The organism is Cryptosporangium sp. NPDC048952, from assembly GCF_043197895.1.
Lineage (GTDB): Bacteria > Actinomycetota > Actinomycetes > Mycobacteriales > Cryptosporangiaceae > Cryptosporangium.
In genome coordinates this window covers 580,262-600,082 of record NZ_JBICTY010000002.1, presented here as the reverse complement: position 1 = coordinate 600,082, position 19,821 = coordinate 580,262, and the positions used below count along the sequence as shown (strand labels likewise).

The 19,821-nt window shown below is 71.3% G+C and carries 20 protein-coding genes; 11 read left to right on the top strand and 9 right to left on the bottom strand.

All coding sequences use genetic code 11. The features are described 5' to 3' along the window. Positions 1-2 precede the first annotated feature (2 nt). On the bottom strand, positions 3-554 hold the full coding sequence (locus ACGFY5_RS11000; RefSeq protein WP_392719416.1) for a dihydrofolate reductase family protein: 552 nt from the start codon (positions 552-554) through the stop codon (positions 3-5). Positions 555-763: 209 nt separating this feature from the next. Between ACGFY5_RS11000 and ACGFY5_RS10995 the strand changes: the two genes are divergently transcribed. Continuing rightward, a complete protein-coding gene (locus ACGFY5_RS10995; protein ID WP_392719415.1) occupies positions 764-2,971 on the top strand; it encodes a WD40 repeat domain-containing serine/threonine protein kinase in 2,208 nt (735 codons plus the stop codon). A 3-nt stretch (positions 2,972-2,974) separates the two neighbouring features. Here ACGFY5_RS10995 and ACGFY5_RS10990 read toward each other — a convergent pair whose 3' ends face one another. Continuing rightward, positions 2,975-3,562 (bottom strand): TetR/AcrR family transcriptional regulator, encoded by a 588-nt coding sequence (locus ACGFY5_RS10990; RefSeq protein WP_392719414.1) that lies wholly within the window; start codon positions 3,560-3,562, stop codon positions 2,975-2,977. Positions 3,563-3,571: 9 nt separating this feature from the next. Beyond that, a complete protein-coding gene (locus tag ACGFY5_RS10985; RefSeq protein ID WP_392719413.1) occupies positions 3,572-5,011 on the bottom strand; it encodes an aldehyde dehydrogenase family protein in 1,440 nt (479 codons plus the stop codon). A gap of 109 nt (positions 5,012-5,120) precedes the next feature. On the opposite strand from ACGFY5_RS10985, the gene ACGFY5_RS10980 reads away from it, so the two are divergent. Next, entirely contained in the window at positions 5,121-5,735 is a 615-nt protein-coding gene (locus ACGFY5_RS10980; RefSeq protein WP_392719412.1) for a TetR family transcriptional regulator, read from the top strand. Here ACGFY5_RS10980 and ACGFY5_RS10975 read toward each other — a convergent pair. Both ACGFY5_RS10975 and ACGFY5_RS10970 read right to left on the bottom strand, forming a co-directional pair. Then, positions 5,688-6,284, bottom strand: a complete 597-nt coding sequence (locus ACGFY5_RS10975) for a TetR/AcrR family transcriptional regulator (RefSeq protein WP_392719411.1) — start codon at positions 6,282-6,284, stop codon at positions 5,688-5,690. The two genes, ACGFY5_RS10980 and ACGFY5_RS10975, sit on opposite strands and share 48 nt — an antisense overlap. A 40-nt stretch (positions 6,285-6,324) precedes the next feature. Beyond that, positions 6,325-6,867, bottom strand: coding sequence for a GNAT family N-acetyltransferase (locus ACGFY5_RS10970; RefSeq protein ID WP_392719410.1), 543 nt, complete (start codon positions 6,865-6,867; stop codon positions 6,325-6,327). A gap of 86 nt (positions 6,868-6,953) precedes the next feature. On the opposite strand from ACGFY5_RS10970, the gene ACGFY5_RS10965 reads away from it, so the two are divergent. Continuing rightward, positions 6,954-7,604 carry a response regulator gene (locus ACGFY5_RS10965; protein ID WP_392719409.1) on the top strand — a complete coding sequence of 217 codons (651 nt, stop codon included), beginning with the start codon at positions 6,954-6,956 and terminating at the stop codon, positions 7,602-7,604. Here the strand turns inward: ACGFY5_RS10965 and ACGFY5_RS10960 are convergent. Next, the gene (locus ACGFY5_RS10960; protein WP_392719408.1) at positions 7,601-8,815 is read right to left on the bottom strand and encodes an ROK family protein; all 1,215 of its coding nucleotides are present in this window, start codon (positions 8,813-8,815) and stop codon (positions 7,601-7,603) included. The two genes, ACGFY5_RS10965 and ACGFY5_RS10960, sit on opposite strands and share 4 nt — an antisense overlap. Positions 8,816-8,894: 79 nt before the next feature. Here ACGFY5_RS10960 and ACGFY5_RS10955 point away from each other — a divergent pair, with 79 nt between their 5' ends. The 7 genes from ACGFY5_RS10955 to ACGFY5_RS10925 all read left to right on the top strand — a co-directional run bounded on the left by ACGFY5_RS10955 (position 8,895) and on the right by ACGFY5_RS10925 (position 15,151). Beyond that, a complete protein-coding gene (locus tag ACGFY5_RS10955; RefSeq protein WP_392719407.1) occupies positions 8,895-9,623 on the top strand; it encodes an amino acid ABC transporter ATP-binding protein in 729 nt (242 codons plus the stop codon). Between the two features lie 65 nt (positions 9,624-9,688). After that, on the top strand, positions 9,689-10,621 hold the full coding sequence (locus ACGFY5_RS10950) for a glutamate ABC transporter substrate-binding protein (RefSeq protein WP_392719406.1): 933 nt from the start codon (positions 9,689-9,691) through the stop codon (positions 10,619-10,621). Between the two features lie 69 nt (positions 10,622-10,690). Continuing rightward, positions 10,691-11,335 (top strand): amino acid ABC transporter permease, encoded by a 645-nt coding sequence (locus ACGFY5_RS10945; RefSeq protein WP_392719405.1) that lies wholly within the window; start codon positions 10,691-10,693, stop codon positions 11,333-11,335. 60 nt (positions 11,336-11,395) lie between these two features. After that, a complete protein-coding gene (locus tag ACGFY5_RS10940; protein WP_392719404.1) occupies positions 11,396-12,223 on the top strand; it encodes an amino acid ABC transporter permease in 828 nt (275 codons plus the stop codon). After that, a complete protein-coding gene (locus ACGFY5_RS10935) occupies positions 12,220-13,176 on the top strand; it encodes an asparaginase (RefSeq protein WP_392719403.1) in 957 nt (318 codons plus the stop codon). The genes ACGFY5_RS10940 and ACGFY5_RS10935 overlap by 4 nt, the downstream gene beginning before the upstream one ends. After that, positions 13,173-14,018 carry a copper homeostasis protein CutC gene (locus ACGFY5_RS10930; RefSeq protein WP_392719402.1) on the top strand — a complete coding sequence of 282 codons (846 nt, stop codon included), beginning with the start codon at positions 13,173-13,175 and terminating at the stop codon, positions 14,016-14,018. The genes ACGFY5_RS10935 and ACGFY5_RS10930 overlap by 4 nt, the downstream gene beginning before the upstream one ends. Further along, positions 14,015-15,151 (top strand): ROK family protein, encoded by a 1,137-nt coding sequence (locus tag ACGFY5_RS10925; protein WP_392719401.1) that lies wholly within the window; start codon positions 14,015-14,017, stop codon positions 15,149-15,151. Before ACGFY5_RS10930 ends, ACGFY5_RS10925 begins: the two co-directional genes overlap by 4 nt. 159 nt (positions 15,152-15,310) lie before the next feature. Here the strand turns inward: ACGFY5_RS10925 and ACGFY5_RS10920 are convergent, their stop codons facing one another. The 3 genes from ACGFY5_RS10920 to ACGFY5_RS10910 all read right to left on the bottom strand — a co-directional run bounded on the left by ACGFY5_RS10920 (position 15,311) and on the right by ACGFY5_RS10910 (position 19,067). After that, on the bottom strand, positions 15,311-16,327 hold the full coding sequence (locus ACGFY5_RS10920; protein ID WP_392719400.1) for a hypothetical protein: 1,017 nt from the start codon (positions 16,325-16,327) through the stop codon (positions 15,311-15,313). 157 nt (positions 16,328-16,484) lie between these two features. Next, positions 16,485-18,431, bottom strand: coding sequence for a glycoside hydrolase family 3 protein (locus tag ACGFY5_RS10915; RefSeq protein WP_392719399.1), 1,947 nt, complete (start codon positions 18,429-18,431; stop codon positions 16,485-16,487). Between the two features lie 75 nt (positions 18,432-18,506). After that, positions 18,507-19,067, bottom strand: coding sequence for a carboxymuconolactone decarboxylase family protein (locus tag ACGFY5_RS10910; RefSeq protein ID WP_392719398.1), 561 nt, complete (start codon positions 19,065-19,067; stop codon positions 18,507-18,509). Between the two features lie 87 nt (positions 19,068-19,154). Between ACGFY5_RS10910 and ACGFY5_RS10905 the strand changes: the two genes are divergently transcribed. Further along, a complete protein-coding gene (locus ACGFY5_RS10905) occupies positions 19,155-19,646 on the top strand; it encodes a winged helix-turn-helix domain-containing protein (RefSeq protein WP_392719397.1) in 492 nt (163 codons plus the stop codon). The last annotated feature ends 175 nt before the right edge of the window (positions 19,647-19,821 follow it).

Genomic DNA, 19,821 nt, shown 5'->3' with positions numbered 1-19,821 from the left:
CTTCAGTCGTTCACGGGCTTGTACGACGCGATGATGACGCCGCTCTTGAAGACCTGCGTGTCGACGAGCGAGAACGTCGCGGTGAAGTCGGGCAGGGGAGCGGTGACCGAGGGGCCGCCGACGAAGACCGGGTGGATCCACAGGCGCACCTCGTCGACGAGGCCGGCCGTGATCAGCTGAGCGGACACCGAGCCGAGCCCGTACTGGATGATGTCGCCACCCTCCTGCGCCTTCAGCGCGGCGACGGCCTCGACGAGGTCACCCTGCAGCACCTCGGCGTTGCGCCATTCGGGGTTGGTCAGCGTCGTCGACGCGACGTACTTCTTCACCGAGTTGAAGTACGCGGCGCCGGTCGTCGGGTCGTTCTCGTCCCGGCTCGACCAGGCCGGGAACATCCCGTCGTAGGTCGCGCGGCCCATGAGCACGGCGTCCGCGGCCTGGGTCTGCGATCCGGCGAGCGCGCCGGCCTCGTCGTCGAAGTACGGCATGGTCCACATCGGGTTCTCGATGACGCCGTCGAGCGTGATGTAGGTGGAGTTGATGAGCTTGCGCATCGGATGTGCTCCCGAGGTCATGTTTCGTGGACAACCAGACCTTGACGCGTCGAGCTTACGATTCGCTTTCGATGCGCCTTCGGCCCCTGATGACCCCCTTCAGGGGGGCGGGTGCGCACGGTGGTGCCTACGGGGCAGAATCGATTCGCGCCTGCACCGCGGCGGGCGCGGCCAAGGACGGCAGACGGTGTGAGGCGGGATCAGTCGACGTGATCATCGATCGGGCCCAACTGGTCGTCGCCCTCCCGCAGTACGAGATCGGCGACCCCCTCGGACGGGGTGCGCACGGGCTGGTGTTCTCCGCCCGGCACCGGCGTCTCGGTTCGGCCCACGCGGTGAAGGCGCTCGTCGTCGCCGAGCGGGACCACGACGCGTCCCGGCGGTTCCTCAACGAGGCGCGGGTGATGACCGCGCTCGATCATCCGCACATCGTTCGCGTGAACGAGTACGCCGAGGGGGATTCGGTTCTGCTGCTGGTGCTCGAGCACCTCGGTGGAGGGACGCTGACCGAGCGGATGGGGCGGGCGGTCGCACCGGACGTGGCGTCGGCGTGGATGCTCGCGGTGGCGGAGGCGCTGTCTGTCGCGCATCAGCACGGGGTGGTGCATCGGGACATCAAGCCAGCGAATCTGCTGTTCACGACCGGGGGGTTGCTGAAGGTCGGCGATTTCGGCATCGCGAAGCTCTTCGCCGGGACCGATGCGTCGGCCAGTGCGGACATCGTGGGGACGCCGCGGTACATCGCGCCCGAGCAGATCTCTGGCGGAAGGATCGGTCCGGCTACCGACCTGTATGCGCTCGGGGTGCTGTTCTACGAGTTGTTGTCCGGGAAGTCGCCGTATCCGACCGGATTGTCGTTACCCGGGTTGTTGCACCATCACCTGTCGGTGCCGCCGGAGCCGCTGGAGGGTGCGCCGCCGGCGCTGGCGGAGCTCGTCGAGCGGTTGCTCAAGAAGGATCCCGCGAACCGGCCGGAGTCGGCGCGGGCGTTCGCTGTCGATCTGGTCAACGCGGCCGAGCACGATCTCGGTGGGGACTGGATCAGCCGGTCCGGTGTTCCGTTGCGCATCGACGGCGCGCTGCTCTACCAGCGCGGACCGTGGCGCGAACAGGGCGATACGGCAGATCCCCGCGTCACCCCTCGCCCGCGTCCCCGCCCGGTGCCGCCCTCCTCCCAAACCGTCATGCTCGGCAACGAACCCATGCCCGACCTCCCCCCGAAGCCCGCGGTTCCCGCGGTGCCGGGCCCGGAGGGTTGGGTCCGGACCGGTGACCGGGAGCGGCCCGAGGAGCCTGCCGCGCCGGTGCAGGGGCGGGCGCTGGGGCCGGGTCGGCCGGGGCAGCGGCGCACGCTGGTGGCCGGGGCGGCGGCGGTTGTGGTGGTGGCGGCGGTTGCGGCGGCCACGGTGGTGATCAATGCCGACCGGTCGGCGGATGCCTCCCACACCGCGACCACGGCGGCCGCCGAGAAGACGGCCACGGTCGAGCACCGTGCCGCGCTCGTCGCCCAGTTCACGGCAGGTCAATCGATCGCCGAACGTGTCGCCATCGACGGCGACGGCACCCACGTGGCCTGGATCGCCACGGGAGGCGAGGTCACCGTCTGGGAACCGGCCGCCAACCGCCAGGTCGGCCCACTCGGCGGCCAGAACACCACGGTGTGGTCCGCGGCCTTCGTCGTCGACGACGACCCGACGCTCGCCGGACCCAGCGGTGGAGTCCTGCTCACCGGCGGCCAGGACGGCGTCCTGCACCAGTGGGATCCTGGCAGCGGCCGGGAAGCCGGCGCCACCGTCCCGGTCGGCCAGGAGAAGACCGTCGCGGTCGCGTTCGACCAGGACGGCGCCACGATGGCCGCCGGTGGCGCGGACGGCGTCGTCCGCATCTGGAACTCGATCACCGTCGAAGCCGCCGACCCGCCGCTACGCGGCCACACGTCCCCGGTCGCGGCGATCGCCTTCGCCCCCACCGGCACCCGGATCGCCACCGCCGCCGACGACGGCGTCCGCCTGTGGAACGCCGGCAGCCACCAGCAGCTGAAGTTCCAGCCGAACCGCGGCGACGCGGTGACGACGAGCGTCGCGTTCAGCCCGGACGGCAGCCGCCTGGTCTCCGGCGGCTTCAAGAACGCCGTCCAGCTCTGGGACGCGCAGTCCGGCGACGCCGTCGGCCCGGCGATCGATCCGGGCCCGACCGACCTGAGCATCGCGCTGGGCTTCAGCCGCGACTCCGACCGACTGATCACCTGCGCCGGCAACGTCGTGCGCTGGTGGGACGCGACCACCGGCGAGCGCTCCGGCGCCGAGGTGCGCCTGTCGGCCAGCGCGCCGGTGAGCGCGGCCGCGTTCACCGCGAACGGCACGCACGTCGTGACCGCGAGCACCGACGGCACGGTCCGCCTGTGGAAGCTGACCTGACCGCTACCGCAGGTGCGCGCCGACGACGGTCGTGACCATCGCCCGGACGGCGTCGGGCGCCGGCGGGGTGCCGGTGCGGTCGGCGAAGAGCAGGTGGCCGGTACCGACCAGCATCGGCGCCAGCCCGTCCACCGGAACGTCCGCGGCCAGGCGCCCGAGTTCCTGCTCCGCGGCGAGATAGGACGCGAGCATGATCGCGCCCTCGGTCAGTACCGGCACACCCGCCGGCCACGTCTCGCGCAGCCGGGCGCGCAGCTCGTCCCGGAAGATCACCAGCGGCACGATCGCCACCGCGACCGACCCGAACAGCGCGGTCAGCGCGTCGGCGAGGTTGCCGACGACGGTTCCGGAGCCGGCGGCGTCCCGCAGCGAAGCCGCCTGCTCGTCCATCCGGTCGACGCGGTCGAGCACGAAGTCGGCCAGGAACGCGTCGAAGTCGGCGAAGTGCCGGTGCAGGACACCCTTCGCGACGCCGGCCTCGTCCGTGACCGCCCGGCTGGTCAGCGCACTGGGCCCCGACCGCAGCAGGACCCGCTCGGCGGCGTCGAACAACTGCGTCCGAACATCGCGAAGAGCTACCCCGGTCGGCACCGGCCCATTCTAGTCGGGGGCACGCCGCCGCGACGGGCCCGCGATCACCTGGATCTCGGTGAAGCCGAGCAGACCCCAGGGCCCGTTCTCGACGCCGATCCCGCTGTGTTTGTGGCCGCCGAACGGCAGGTCGGGCGTGATCGCGCTGCCGTGCGCGTTCACCGTCACCTGGCCGGCGTCGATCTCCCCGGCGACCTCGGCCGCGTGCTCCGGGTCGTCCGACCACACCGACGCGGTGAGCCCGTACATGGTGTCGTTGGCCCGGACCACGGCGTCGTCGACGTCCCGGTACGTGAGCACGGGCAGCACCGGGCCGAACTGCTCCTCGTCGACGATCCGGACGCCGTCGGACAGGCCGGACAGGATCGTCGGCCGGAAGAAGTAGCCGTCGCGGTCGTACCGCGAGCCACCGGCCGCGACGTTGGCGCCGGCCGCGATCGCGTCCTCGACCAGGCCGCTGACCCGTTCGTACTGCGGTTTGTTATTGATCGGTCCGAGCTGCACACCCTCGACCAGGCCCTGGTCGACCTTCACGCCGTTCGCGATCGACGCCAGCGCGTCGACGAGCTCGTCGTACTGCGACTCGTGCACGTAGACGCGCTTGATCGCCAGGCACGTCTGGCCGTTGTTGATGAAGCCGCTCCAGAACAGCGGGGCGGCGATGTCGGCGATGTTCGCGCCGGGCAGCACGACGGCCGGATCGTTCCCACCGAGTTCCAGCGTGACGCGCTTGAGGTCGTCGGCGGCGGCCGCGGCGACCTTCTTCCCGGTCGCGGTGGAGCCGGTGAAGCTGATCTTGCGGACCAGCGGATGGGTGGTGAGCGACGCACCGAGCGGATCCGGACCCGTGACGACGTTGAGCACACCCGGGGGCAGCACCGTGCGCAGCACCTCGCCGAGAGCGAGCGTGGCCAGCGGCGTGTACGGCGAGGGCTTGATGACCACGGTGTTGCCCGCCCGCAGCGCCGGCGCGATCTTCCACATGCCGAGCGTCAGCGGGAAGTTCCACGGGGTGATCGCCGCGACGACACCGATCGGCTTGCGGTGGACCTCCGCATAGCCCTTCTCGTCGTCGCGCACGACCTCGGGTGCCAGCTCGAGCCCGGCGTAGTAGCGCAGCCAGAGCGAGACGGCGTACGTCTCCGCGCGGGCGTCACGCAGCGGCTTTCCCTGCTCGGTGACGAGGATCGCGGCCAGGTCGCCGGCTGCGGCGTCGACGGCGTCCGCCGCGGCGAGCAGGGCTTTCTGCCGGGCTGGTTCGTCGCGGCGCCAGGTGCGGTAGGCGGCGTCCGCGGCGCGGACCGCGCTGTCGAGCTGGACGGGGGAGACGGACGGCGCCGAGGCGAACGGCCTCCCGGTGGAGGGGTCGATCACCTCGAAGCGCTCGGCGGTCTCGACCGCGGCACCGTCGATGGTGAGGGTTCGCGGATAGTCGGGTGCGACGGACATTGTCGGCTCCTGACGCAGAACGCGGCGTGTGAAACAGGATTTCAATACCGGCGAATCGGGTCAAGAGCGATAGGTCTAGAATCCAGTTCATTCCGCGTGGGGAGGGGCCATGCCGAGACTCACCGCGACGCAGACCGCGCGGCGGTCCCGGATCCTCGCCGCAGCTCTGAGTGCGCTCGATTCCGCGGAGTACGAGCACATCCAGATGCGATCGGTCGCCCGGGCCGCCGACGTGGCCCTCGGCACCGTGTACCGGTACTTCCCGTCGAAAGAGTTCCTGTACGCCTCGGCGGTGCGCGAGTGGGCGGTGACGGCACCGGAACTGGCGGCAGCCCGGCAGGTGCCCGACGAGCTCCCGCCGGAGGACCGGCTGCGCGTCCGGCTACACACGATCATCGCCGCGTTCGAACTGCGGCCGTGGCACTACCGGGTGCACGTCGCGCTGCGCACGGCGGCCGACCGCCAGGCGGCAGCGCTGATCGCGGCCACCGAGCGCGATACGCGAATGATCCTGGCGCACGACCTCGACGCGCTGGGCCCGGCGGCGGCCGAGGACACCGCGCTGATGCTCTGGGCCGTCGTCGACGCCGCGCTGCGCGAGGCGATCATCCGCGGAGGTGACATCGCCGAGGCGTACCGCGTGGTCGACCGCTTCGTCGACCTGCTCGCGACGCCCCTACGGTGGGCCGCGCCGGTGCCCGCGGCGCGGGATGATCAGCCGTAGACCGGCGTCGAGCAGGTGGCCTTCGAGTTCGTCGTCGCGCAGCGTGCCGAACTCCGGGCTGCCCGCCGCCGCGACGATGCCGGTGAGCGCCACCGCGGCCGCCACCCGCTGACCGGCGTCGGCGTCCGCTCCGACGATCGCGCGAGGGATGCGGTGCTCGTAGTCGGCGAAGTCGGGAAGGTGCCGGCGCAGCGTGCGGATCACCGCGACGTCGTCGTAGAGCAGTGTCAGCAGTTCGCGGTGGCCGACGACCAGGCGCACGAACCCGGCGAGGAACGTCCGGGTACGGGCCGACTGCGCACGCTGCGCCTCGGTGTGGTCGAGGATCTCGCGCAGCTGGCCGAGCGCCGGGGACACCACGGCCAGGACGATCTCGTCCTTGGTCTTGAAGTGGTAGTACACCGCGGCCTTCGTGACGCCCATCGCGTCGGCGATCATCTGCAGCGACGTGCCCTCGACGCCGAACTCGGCGAACTGCGCGAGCGCCGCGTCGATCACCCGCTGCCGCCCGCGCGCCGGGATCGTCCGCTCGCTGGCCACGCTGGTCACCGGAACCTCCTTCGTCCGAACGAGGATTCTAGGCGCAGCGTCACTCGAGGTTCTTGTGGAAGATCCGGAAGTCGCACGGGGTCGCGAGCAGCGGTGAGAGGTGCGGGTACGCGGGCGCGAAATCGTCGGTGCGCACGTTGACGTAACCGATGCGGGTGTACCACTCGACCAGGAACTGCTTCACCGGGTGCGTCCAGTCCTGCGGGGTGAGCACCTCCAGTTGCATCCGCGTGTCGCCGGCGCTGCGGGCGTTGGCCTCCGCGAACCGCACGAGCTCACGGCCGACGCCGAGCCCGCGGTGTTTCGTCGAGGCGACCAGCATGCCGAACTCGCTCGTCGTCTCGTCGAGGCGGCAGATCCGCACCGAGCCGACCAGTTCGTCGTCGAGGCGCGCCACGAACAGCTCACCCGCGCGGGCGAAGTTCGTCAGCTCACCCACCGTGGTGCGGGTCTGGCCGGGGATCCAGAGGCCCTGCTCACCGTCGGCGTAGACCTCGTTGATCAGTTCGGTGAGCTGGGCCACCGCGACGGCGTCCGCGGCGTCCTCGGGGGTGAAGGGCGCGATCGTCAGGAGGGGTTGCACCGCACCAGTGTCCCCCGAGCGAGCTACGCGTGTGGCCCACGGTCAGGTGACGACTTCCTCCGCCCCGCTCGGTAGCGTTCTGCCCCGTGGTGATCCGAGTGCTCGTCTGCGACGACCAGGCGATGATCCGCGTCGGGTTCGTCACGATCATCGACGCCCAGCCCGACCTGGAGATCGTCGGCGAGTGTTCCGACGGCCGCGCGGCGGTCGAGCTCGCCGGCCGCCTGCGGCCCGACGTCGTCGTGATGGACGTGCGGATGCCGGGCCTCGACGGCATCGAGGCGACCCGGCTGCTGGCGGGCGTCGGCGTCGAGGATCCCGTGAAAGTGCTCGTCGTGACGACGTTCAACCTCGACGAGTACGTCTACGAGGCGTTGCGCGCCGGCGCCAGCGGTTTCCTGCTCAAGGACGCACCCCCGGCGCACCTGATCAGCGGCATCCGCACGGTCGCCAGCGGCGCGGCCCTGCTCGACCCCGAGGTCACCCGCCAGCTCGTCGGGCGCTTCGCCGCGCGGATCCGCCCACCCGAGGGCGGCGCGGAGACCACGCTGACCCCGCGCGAACTCGAGGTGCTGCGGCTGATCGCCACCGGGCTGTCCAACAGCGAGATCGCCGCGACGCTGCACGTCAGCCCGGAGACCGTCAAGACGTTCGTGTCCCGCATCCTGGCGAAACTCGGCCTCCGGGACCGCGTCCAGGCCGTCGTCCACGCCTATCGCACGGGGCTGGTCACTTAAGAGGCGAGCGCGTTGACCCGGGCCGGATCGAAGAGGTGCTCGAGCATCAGGTGGCCGCCGCCGATGACACCGGCGAGCCGTCCGGCCCTGCTCGGCTCGATGACGAGCTTCTCGACGGCCATCGGCAGGCACCGCTCGTAGAGCGTCGACCGGATGTTCGCGACGTAGGGCTCGGCCTGGCTGAGCTGGCCGCCGAGCACCAGCGTGTCGGGGTTGAAGAAGTTGACGATCGTCGCGAGGACGTCGGCGGTGGCGCGGCCGGCGTCGCGGAACATGCGTGCGGACACCGGTTCGGCGTCGCGGGCGATGTCGACGACGCCGGTGGTGCCGCGGACGTCGAAGCCCGCCTCGGCCAGGCGCCGGGCCAGGGCGGCGCCGCTGGCGACCGCGTCGAGGCAGCCGGTGCGGCCGCAGGAGCAGGGGACGTCCTGCTGGTCGGAGACCGGCGCGTGGCTGATGTCGCCGGCCGCGCCTCGCGCGCCCCGGTGCAACTGGCCGGACGCGATGACGCCGCAGCCGATGCCGGAGCCGGCCTTGAGGAACACGAGGTGTTCGCTGGGGGAGGCCGCGAACTCGCCGAGCGCCATCAGGTTGGCGTCGTTCTCGACGAGCACCGGCACGTCGGTGAGGGATTTCGCCAGCGCGGGGACGTCGGCGCCGTTCCAGCCCGGCATCCGCGAGGGCGAGACCACTTTTCCCGCACGGAAGTCGACCGGCCCGGGAACGCCCACGGTGAGGCCCAGCAGCGGCGCCGGCTGCGGTCCGGCCGGGGTGCCGGCCACCCGCTCCGCGGCGGCGCCCGGCTCCCGCGCGACGTGCGCCTCGCGCATGGAGCCGACCTGCTCCACCACCCACGCGAGTACGCGCTCGGGGCCGTCGGCGATGTCCATGGGGAGTTCCTGCTCGGCCAGGAGCGTGCCGCCGAGGTCGAAGAGGGCCAGCGTGGCGTGGTGGGCGCCCAGGTCGGCGGCGGCCACGACACCGGCGTCCGTGCGGAGCTCCAGCACCCGCGGACGCCGTCCGCCCCGGGACCGCCCGGCGCCGGTCTCGTGCAGGAAACCGAGCTCGATCAGGGCTTCGACGCGAATCGCCGCGGTGGACGCCGATACATGGGTCAGGCGCGCGATGTCGGAGCGGGACGCGGCCTGACCCGAACGCACGAGGCGGAGGACGGCTCCCGGCGAGTCCGGGGCAATCGATTCAGGCAGCACCCCTTCGTTGTACCAGGTTCGGGATAAATCTTCGATGGGTCGTTGACTTGTTTCGATAATTGGACTTAGTCTCGGTTCCGTGATCGAAGTGACTGGGGTGAACAAGTACTTCGGTGATCACCACGTCCTCCGCGACATCGACCTCACGGTCGCCGCCGGCGAGGTGGTCGTCATCGTCGGGCCGTCCGGATCGGGCAAGTCCACGCTGTGCCGCTGCCTGAACCGCCTGGAGACCGTGTCGTCGGGCGAGATCCGCATCGACGGCCGCCCGCTGCCCGGCGAGGGCAAGGAGCTGGCGCGCCTGCGTGCCGAGGTGGGCATGGTGTTCCAGTCGTTCAACCTGTTCGGCCACCGGACGATCCTCGACAACGTCGCGCTGGGTCCCATCCACGTCGGCAAGAAAGACAAGAAGCAGGCCCGGAGCGACGCTCTGGAGCTGCTCGAACGGGTCGGCATCGCCGAGCAGGCCGGCAAGTACCCGGCGCAGCTGTCGGGCGGTCAGCAGCAGCGCGCCGCGATCGCCCGGTCACTGGCGATGCGGCCCACGGTGATGCTCTTCGACGAGCCCACGTCGGCTCTCGACCCGGAAATGGTCAGCGAGGTCCTCGACGTCATGGTCGGGCTCGCCGCGGACGGCATGACGATGGTCGTCGTCACCCATGAGATGGGGTTCGCCCGGCGAGCGGCGAACCGTGTCGTGTTCATGGACGAGGGCCAGATCGTCGAGTCCGACCACCCGGACACGTTCTTCGAGGGCGCCCGCAGCGAGCGGGCCCGCTCGTTCCTCTCGAAGGTTCTCTCCCACTGAGCCGGCTGTTGCCGGAGCCCCACGGATCATCCGCCGCCGAACGGCGACGGCAGGAAGGAAACCCCATGGCGAAGGTCGCCACTCGAACGCTGCTCACGGCGGCATTCGCCGCTGTGACGCTCACGCTGGCCGCGTGCGGCGGCTCGGACTCCGACTCGTCCGCGGTACCGCCCGCCGCGAGCACCGGAGCCGACACCGCGTCCGGAGCGCCGGTCGCGGACGCCTCGCTGATCGTCGCCGGGTCGACGATGGAGAAGATCAAGAAGCGCGGCAAGCTCGTCGTCGCCGAAGCGCTCGACGCCCCGCTGCTCTCCCAGCAGGACCCGTCGAACCCCGACAACGTCACCGGCTTCGACGCGGACCTCGCCAAGGCCCTCGCGACCTACATCATCGGCAAGCCGTCGGTGCAGATCGTGCCCCCGGCCACCGAGACGCGTGAGGCCCTGCTCGCCAACGGCACCGTGGACGTCGTCTTCAACACGTACACGATCACCGAGGAGCGGGCGAAGCAGGTCGACTTCGCCGGACCGTACTTCTCCTCCGGCCTCGCGGTCGCGGTGAAGACCGGCAACACCGAGATCAAGAGCGTCGAGGACCTGGCCGGCAAGACGGTCATCGTCGGCGCGAACACCCCGGCCGTCACCGAGATCCCGAAGCGGGTCCCGACCGCCAAGGTCGTCCAGTTCGGCACCGACCCGCAGGCCGTCCAGGCGCTGACCCAGGGCCGCGGCGACGCCTACGTGCAGGACATCACCCTGCTGGCGAGCGACGCGAAGTCGAACCCGGCGATCACGGTCGTGGGCAACCCGTTCACCGAGGAGCCCTACGGCATCGGCCTCAAGCACGGCGACTCGCAGATGAAGGAATTCGTCAACACCTGGCTGAAGACGATCCAGGACAAGGGTGTGTGGGCGAACATCTGGAAGGCGTCGCTCGGCACCGTCGTGAAGTCGGAGGCTCCCGAGCCGCCCGCGATCGGTTCGGTTCCCGGGTCCTGAGTCCGTTGGCGCCGGGGTGTGTTCACCCCGGCGTTCTGCATTTAAGTCACTCAGTCGGAGGCGCCGCACGTGAACGTCCTGCTCGACAACCTGCCAGCGCTGCTGGAGGGGCTCTGGACCACGGTCTGGATGACGGTGGTCGCCGGCATCGGCGCGCTGATCCTGGGTGTGCTGGTCACCGCCGCCCGGGTCAGCCCGGTGCCGATCCTGCGCAGTCTCGCGTTCTCGTACGTGCAGTTCTTCCTGAACGTCCCGGCGCTGGCACTGCTCGTCCTGTTCGTGTTCGCGCTGCCTGACGTCGGACTGCTGATGCCGTTGACGACGACCGTCGTCGTCGTGCTGGTGATCTACGAGGCCGCGTACGTGGCCGAGGCGGTGCGCAGCGGCATCAACACGGTCGCGATGGGCCAGGCCGAAGCCGCCCGCGCGATCGGCCTGACGTTCTTCCAGTCGCTGCGGCTGGTGATCCTGCCGCAGGCGCTGCGGGCCGTGGTGCAGCCGGTCGGCAACGTGATGATCGCGCTGGTCATGAACACGTCGCTGGCCGCGGCCGTCGGTGTGGTCGAGCTGACCGCGTCGGCGAACAAGGTCAACCTGGTGCACGCCCAGCCGATCCCGATCTTCGTCGGCGCCGGCCTCGCGTACATGGCGCTGGCGCTGGTCATCGGCCTGTCGACCGGTTTTGTCGAGCGGAGGGTGGCGATTTTCCGATGAGCGCTCGCGCGAAGAGCGGAGGCCACAGATGAGCGCTCGCGCGAAGAGCGGAGGCCACCGATGAGCGCTTCCGTACTGTTCGACGAGCCGGGGCCCCGGGGTCGCCGCCGCATTCGCATCGCGTCGATCGTCACCGTCGTCGTCCTTGTTGTTGTCGTTGCTTTGGCTCTTCGCGTTTTTGCCTCGCACGGACAGCTGGACGCCGCCAAGTGGCAGCCGTTCGGGCAGTGGCCGATCTGGAAGTACCTGTTCGTCGGTCTGCGGGGGACGTTGCAGGCCGCGGCGCTGGTCGCGGTGCTCGGTGGCGCGTTCGGCCTGGTGCTGGCGCTGGGCCGGCTGTCGCCGGTGCGGCCGATCCGCTGGCTGGCCACCGCGTACATCGAGATCGCGCGCACACTGCCGGTGCTCCTGTTGATCTACGTGACGCTGTTCGCGTTGCCGGCATACGGGCTGAACCTGCCGCTGCTGTGGAAACTCGTGCTGCCGCTGACAGTGGCCAACGCGGCGGCGTTCGCGGAGATCTTCCGGGCCGGCATCCTGAGCATGCCGCGCGGGCAGAACGAGGCGGCGCTGAGCCTCGGGATGACGCGGGTGCAGTCGATGCGCCTGGTCGTGCTGCCGCAGGCGCTGCGTGCGGTGGCGCCGTCGGTGGTATCGCAGTTGGTGTCGCTGTTGAAGGACACTTCGCTGGGCTACATCGTGGCGTTCACCGAGCTGCTGTACCGGGCTCAGGTGCTCGCCGCGTACAACCATCTGCTCGTCCAGACGTACATCGTCGTCACGCTGGTCTATTTGGTCTGCAACCTGCTGCTCTCCGGAGCGGCGCACCGCCTGCAGACGTTCACCCGGCGTCGGACCGCCGCGCCCGTTGTGGAGAAGACACCATGATCGCTGAACTGGCAGTCGTCGAGCGGGACGGCTTCGCCGAAAGCCACCACTTCGGGACGCTGGTCGCGCTGGCGGCCGACGGGTCGGTCGCGTTCGCGGCCGGCGACCCGGCCGCACCGATCCTGCCGCGCTCGTCGGTGAAGCCGTGGCAGGCCGTGACCTGCCATGCGTCAGGGCTCGTGTTGGACGACGCGGGCACGGCGATCTCGGCGGGCTCGCACACCGGCGAGGACGCGCACGCCGTGCTGGCGCGGGAAATCCTGGTGTCCGCGGGGCTGACCGAAGACGCGCTGGGATGCCCGCCGGACTGGCCCGAGGACCGGGCGACGCTGCACGGCTTGATCGCGGGCGGCGGGGTGGCCACGCCGATCCGGATGAACTGCTCGGGCAAGCACGCCGCGATGCTGGCGACGTGCGTGGTGAACGGGTGGGACACGGCGTCGTACCTGTCGCCGGAGCACCCGTTGCAGCAGCGGGTACGTGCCACTGTGGAGGCCGCGACCGGTGCGCCGGTGACGCACGTGACGACGGACGGGTGCGGGGCGCCGCTGTTCGGGACCTCCGTTCACGGACTGGCGCTGGCGGCGTCGCGGCTCGTCGTGTCTCCGGTCGGCTCTCCGGAGCGGACCGTGGCGGACGCCATGCGGGCGCAGCCGTTCTACGTCGGCGGGACCGGGCAGGTGAACACGGTGCTGATGCAGCGCGTGCCCGGGGTGTTGGCCAAGGGTGGAGCCGAGGGGGTGCTGGTGGCCGCGGCACCGGATGGGCGTGCGGTCGCGATGAAGGTGTTCGACGGGTCGCCGCGGGCGACCACTCTCTTGGCCGTCGCGGCGCTGGGATTTCTGGGCGTGGACATGTCCGGGGCCGGGGAGTTGGCGTCGGTGCCGGTGTTCGGGGGTGGCCGGCCGGTCGGGCGGATCCGGCTGGGGGCAGATGTGCAGGGTTTGCAGTGACGCTGGTCGAAATTTGTGTGGACGATGTCGCGGGGGCGCGGATAGCGGAGGAGTGTGGGGCCGACCGGATCGAGCTGTGTGCCGACCTGCTCGAGGGTGGGATCACGCCGTCGTACGGGATGGTGGCGGGGGCGCTCGAGGCGACGTCGCGGGTGGGCGTGCAGATTTTGATCCGGCCGCGGGGCGGGGACTTCGTGTACTCGCCGGACGAGGTGCGGGTGATGCTGACCGACATCCGGTTGTTCGCGGGGTTGCCGCGGGTGGGGTTCGTTCTGAGTGGTCTGACCGCTTCGGGGTCGGTGGATGCGGTTCTGCTGGCGTCGCTGGTGGAGGCGTGCGGGGGTGCGCCGGTGACGTTCAGCCGGGCGTTCGACTCGCTCTCTGATCAGTTCTCCGGGTTGGACACGCTGGCGTCGCTCGGGGTTTCGCGGGTGCTGACGGGTGGGGGACCGGGGACGGCCGAGGCCGGTCGTGACCAGCTGCGGGCGTTGGTGGCCCATGCGGGGGATCGGATCACGGTGCTGGCCGGGGGGTCGGTGCGGTCACCGAACGTGGCTGCGCTGATCGCCCACACGGGCGTCACCGAGGTGCACCTCCGCGCCATGCGCCCGGTCGGCGGCCGTGACCGCACCTCCGCGGACGAGGTCCGCGCGGTCCGCGCCGCAGTGGACGCGGCCGGAGTGGACGTGGCCGGAGTGGACGTGGCCGGAGTGGACGTGGCCGGAGTGGACGTGGCCGGAGTGGACGTGGCCGGAGTGGACGCGGCCGGAGTGGACGTGGCCGCAGTGGACGCGGCCGCAGTGGACGCGGCCGCCGGGGTCGCTGATGGTGGTGCGGCGTGACGGGCGCGGTGGTTGCTGTCGACATCGGGGGTACGACGGTCAAGGCCTCCGTGGTCGACGAACTGGGGTTCCGGCGGCACCACCGCACGGGGCCGAGCCGCGGTGGTGACGACACCGTCGCTGTCGTGCTGTCGTTGATCACGTCGCTGCGCGAGGCCGCGGTGGCCGACGGTCTCGACGTGCTCGCGGTCGGGGTAGTGACCCCGGGTCTCGTCGACGCCGCCACCGGCACCGTCGCCTACGCCTCGAACCTCGGCTGGCGCGATTTCGACCTCCGCTCGGCCCTCGCCGGGCCCCTGGGGGTGCCGGTTTCGGTCGGCCACGACGTGCGCGCCGCCGGCCGCGCGGAGCGTCACCTGGGCGCGGCCCGGGGAGCCGACGACTTCGTGCTCCTGCAACTGGGCACCGGGATCGCGGCCGCGGTCGTGACCGAGGGAACCCTCGTGAGCGGCGCGGGCAGCGCCGCAGGGGAGGCCGGGCACATGCCCGTCTACCCCGACGGCGAGCCCTGCCCCTGCGGCAAACGCGGCTGCCTGGAGGCCTACGCGGCCGGCGCCGCAGTCCCCCGCCGCTACCACGAGGCCCTCGCCGCCGCCTCCCGGCAGGCGAGCCCGCCGCTCACCGCCCGCGAGGCCCATCCAGCCGCCGTCCCAGGGGGAGCGGTGCACTCCGCCCGCGCGGCGGCCGGGGCTCATGGGTCCGGCGGCCCGGTGGGTGCGGCGCGTTCCGGCACCTTCCCGACCGCGCCCGGCGCGGGCGGGTTGGCCGATGCGGCGGCGCGGGTGGGTACGGCTGCGGATGTGGTGAGGTTGTTGGGTGTTGATCCGGTGGCGGATCGGGTGTGGGGGGAGGCCGTGCGGGCGCTGGGATTCGGCGTCAGCACGTTGACGATGTTGCTCGATCCGGCGCTGGTGGTGCTGGGGGGTGGCATGGCGCAGGCCGGCGATGCGCTGCTCGTGCCGGTGCGGCGCACGCTGACCGAGTTGCTCGTGTGGCGCGAGGCCCCGGAGCTGCGTCTTTCGACGCTCGGCCCCGCGGCCGGGCAATGGGGCGCCGCAATCGAGGCCTTCGCCCTCACTCCTTCCGCCGCCTGCGTAGCGACCTGGACCTCCCCGACCCCCGCAATCGCGTAGCGCCGCGGCGCCGTACCGCACGGCGCCGTGCGCCGCCGTGTCGTGCGGTGCCGTGCGCCGCCGTGTTGTGTGGTGCGGTGTGGGTTCGCGGCGGTGCCGAGGTGGAGCGGTCCCGTTCGGGCGCGTTGCGGCGCGTCCGAACGGGACCGGTTCGTTCGGTCAGTAGATGTCGAAGTCGTCTACTCGGAGAACCCAGGTGCCGCCGTAGCGCCAGTCGCTCGCGCCGAAGCCGAAGTAGCCCCAGCCCGCCCAGCCGAAGCGGGTGTAGTCGCAGCTGAAGTCGTCCCAGTAGCCACGGAGGACACCCTCGTACCCAGCCTGCTGGCAGCTGATGTAGCCACGGTGGAACGACTCGACCCGGTCGCCGAACCTGGCACGCGGTGCCCAGCCCCAGCCGCCCGAGCTGTCCCAACCGCCACCGCGGTGGTAACTGGCACCATGGCGCCAGTCCGACCCACCGCGCCAGACGCGGTAGTCGCCACCCCGCCACCGGCGACCCTCGTACCACCCGGTGTTGATCCGCTCACCACGGCGGTGCTCGCGGTAACGCCACTCGCGACTGTCGCGGTGCTGGTCCCGACGCGACTCGTCCCGGCCCCGCCGGTCCCCGTCCCGCCCATCCCCGCGCTGGCCATCACGGTCACCGTGCCCGTCGCCGCGCTGGCCATCGCCGCGGCCGCGGTCGTTCTGGTCCCCCTGGTTCCGGCCATTGCCGTCCCCGCGCCGGCCATTGCCACGGTCGCCGTCGTCGTCACCGCGACCGTGGTCACCCTGGTTCTGACCGTCACCGCGCTGGCCCTGGCCGCGCTGACCATCGCGGTCGCCGCCGCGCTGTCCGTCGCCGTCGCCATTGCCACCGCGCTGGCCACCGCCGTCGCGCTGGCCACCGCCGTCGCGCTGCCCCTCGCCGTTGCCGTCGCGCTGGCTCTCGTCGCGCTGGGTTTGGCCGTGCTGGGTTTCGCCTGAGCCTCGGGCCGGGCGGTTCGCGTTCCCGCGGGAATTGTCGTCGTCATCGTCGTCGCCGGGGCCGGCCTGAAGCATCGACCCGACATTGATCGCGAGCGAGCCCGTCGCCGGCGGGGCCGCCAGCGCGGGGGAGGCCAGCGACAGGCTGGTACCGGTGGCCAGCGCCGCGCTGACGAGCGCCAGCCCGACGCATGCGGTCTTGCGCGTCATTTTCGTCTCCGATCTGTTTTTAGGACAAACCGGATACGAACAGCTCAGGACCAAACCGCGACCCCGACGTGCCGACGTTTTGCATATTCGCGCTAATTTGCCACCTTTCGGACGAGCCAGAGCCCGCCAATCACCCGAACACCGCAGCGAACGGCGCTCACCGGCGGTACGAGAGACCGTCGCCTCGGTCGAACAGGGGTTTCGTTGAGTCGTCGGGCACGTCCTCGAGCTGCTTGTCGGCTGCGGCCTGCGACGACGGCAGCTCGAACGGCAACCTTCCGCCCGGCACCCGCGTACCGAGAACCGTCTCCAGCAGCACCCGATCGGACACGCCGTAGTTCGCGAGCACCGCCGCCGCCCGGTCGGCGACGTTCGTCAGCACGAGCGGCCGGTCCAGCTTCGGCACGGCCACTGTCGGAACCCCCGCCGCCACCGCCGTCCGGAACGCCCGGTAGTCCGCCTCCGCACCGGTGAACCCGAGCCCCAGCGTCCCGGACCCACTCCGCGGATCCGCCAGCCGCACGATCGCGAGGGACGCCTTCCGCGGATCGGTCGTGACCTTCAGCCCCAGCTCGCGGGCCACGTCCGCCGAGACCCCGGACAGGTACACGGTCTGCCCCGCACGAGCCGGCAACACGTTCCGACGGTTCGTCAACAACGTCAGCGACGCCGCCTGCGCCCGATCGCCCAACGCCTGGAACTCGGCGTTCCCGGACAGCTGCTTCGCCGCGGACGGATCCACGAACGGGTTCTCGAACAGTCCGAGCCGGAACGTCTGCGCGAGCACGCGCCGCGCGGCCTGATCGACCCGCGCGGTACTCACCAGCCCGGCGTTCACCGCCTGGGTGACGTTGACCGGCTCGTCGGAGCCACCGATCTGGTCCACCCCGGCGTTGATCGCCCGCGCGAACCGCTGCACGACGGTCAAATTCTCGACGCCCCACGGCATGCCGACGCCCCACGGCCCGACGAAGAACGCCGGCGGCCTGTTGTTCTTGCAGGCCTGGGGGCAGTCGCCGGTGATGGCCCAGTCCGACAGGATGACGCCCTGGAACCCGTACCGGCCGCGCAGCAAGTCAGTGAGCAGGAAACTGTTGAACCCGGCGCCGACCTGCTCCACCTTGTGCCCGCGCACCGTCAGGTTCCGCAGGATCGAGTACGTCGGCATGATGCCCGACCCGGTCATCTCGAACGCGCCCAGGAACGGCACGACGTGATCGGCGAATCGCCCACCGGGAAACGTCGCAGAGCGTCCGTAGTAGTAGTGGCTGTCGTAGCCGTTGTCCTGTGCGCCGTAACCGACCCAGTGCTTGGTCACCGTGGCGACGCTCGTCGCGTCCAGGCCGGCGGTGCCGTTCTGCATTCCGGCGACGTAGGCCCGCACGAATCGGCGGGCGGTCTGCGGATCGGAGCCGAAGGTGCCGTTGACGCGGGTCCAGCGGGGCTCGGTGGCGAGGTCGGCCTGCGGGGACAGGCCCTCGCCGATGCCGACCGCGCGGTACTCCTGCCGGGCGATGTCGGCCAGCCGCCGCGTCATCTCGTTGTTGCCGGTGGCGGCCCAGCCGATCGCGTCGGGCATCGCGGTGGTGCCGACTCCGGCGACGGTCTGGCCCTCGGTGACCGTGAAGCTGTTGCGCGGGTCCGTGGAGATCAGTACGGGGACGCCCAGCGGCGTCTTCTCGGCGGCTTCCTGCACGGTGTTGTTCGCGGTGGCCAGTGCGTCGGGTGCCACCGACAGCCGTGTGATGAACGTGCGGATGTGGCGCTTGCCGACCAGCGACCCGACCTGTGCGGCGTCGTAACCGGTCTCTGTGGACGGCAACGTGCCATGGACGAGAAGCCCCGCCTTCTGGACGAGGGTCATGCGGCGCAGCAGGTCGTCGGCGCGGTGTTCGGGGTCGGAGCGCCAGTCCTCGTAGGGCGTGAGCTCGCCGTTGCGGTCGAGGTCGCGGAAGCGTAGGCCGTCGATCGTCAGGATCGGGGCGCTGCGGGTGCTCAGTTCCGGCTGGCCGGTGGGGCCCTTGGCCGGTGCCGCGGCGGGGGCGGCGAGTGGCCCGAGGAGTGCTCCGGCGACCAATCCGCACAGCAGGCGAGAACGGGACACGGCGCGCCTCCTCGTTGAGGGCTGAGCGTCCGTCCACTGTGACGGCTGTCACGTGGCTGGTGCCACGCTAGCGCATCAGCCTTCTCCGGCGAAGATGCGCAGCTGTAGCGCGAGGCTGCCGTAGTAGCCGACGAGCGTCGTCAGTTCGAACAGACCGCGTTCGCCGACGGTCGTGACGGCGGCTGCGTACTGGGTGTCGGTCAGGCGTTGGTCGGTGAGTAGGGCGCGGGTGGTTCGCAGCACGGTGAGTTCGTGGAAATCGAGGGTCGTGGGCTCCGCGTTCGAGCGCACCGCGGCGAGTTCGTCGTCGGTGAGGCCGGCGCGACGGCCTACGGCCTCGTGCGACGAGCGCTCGAAGGCGCTGTTCCAGTGGGCGGCCGCGGCGAGGATCGCTAGTTCGCGGGCGCGGTCGCTGAGGACGGTTTCGTACCGTACGGCCTCGCCGACCGACTGCAGGGCGGCGCCGACGGGTGGGCTGAGCAGCATCGCGTTGAACGGGCCGTTCAGGCGGCCTTCGGCGTCGACGAGTTCGAACGCCTGTGGCCCCTCGGCGCGGCGGCCTCCGGTGACCGCGCGGTAGACGGCGCGCTGGTCGTCGTCGAGATCCGCGGGGCGGAAGCGGGGGAGGCGGGTCACCGGTGCACCGTGACCAGACACAGTGGATTATCCACAATCAGAACCTGTTCCCTCCGTTATAGCTGCTCACCGTGTTTACGATGGGGCGTGTCGCGCTGCCGGGTGCTGGGACCGATCGAGGTCGTGCGGGCGGGGTCCCCGCCGCGCGCGTTGCCGCGACGGCAGCGTGCGCTGCTCGTGTGTCTGATTCTCGCTCGTGGGCGGGTGGTGGAGTACGACGAGCTCGCGTCGAGCGTCTGGGGGGACGAGGAGGGGCCGGCTGACGTGCGGCCCGCGTTGTACACGCTCGCGTCGCGGCTGCGTGGGGCGCTGGGGCAGGGGCTGATCACCGAGTCGCACGGGTACGCGCTGCGGTTGCCGGGTAGTGCCGTCGACGCGTGGGAGTTCGAGGACGGGCTGCGTGCCGCGCGGGCGGCGACCGGGCAAGCGGCGCTCGCCGCCTACGACCGGGTGCTCGCCTGGTGGCGCGGGCGCGCCTTCGACGAGTTCGCCGACGGCTTCGCCGCCGCCGAGTCGGCCCGCCTCGAGGCCCTCCGCGAGGCCGCCACCACCGAACGAGCCGCCCTCGCGAACTCCTAACACCCGCGCTCACCGCGCCCACCGCGCCCACCGCGCCCGCCGCGCCTCCCGCGCCCGCCGCGCCTCCCGCGCCTCCCGCGCCTCCCGCGCCTCCGCGCCGACCGCGCCCGCCGCGCCTCCGCGCCGACCGCGCTCCCGCGCCTCCGCGCTCCCGCGCCTCCGCGCTCCCGCGCCT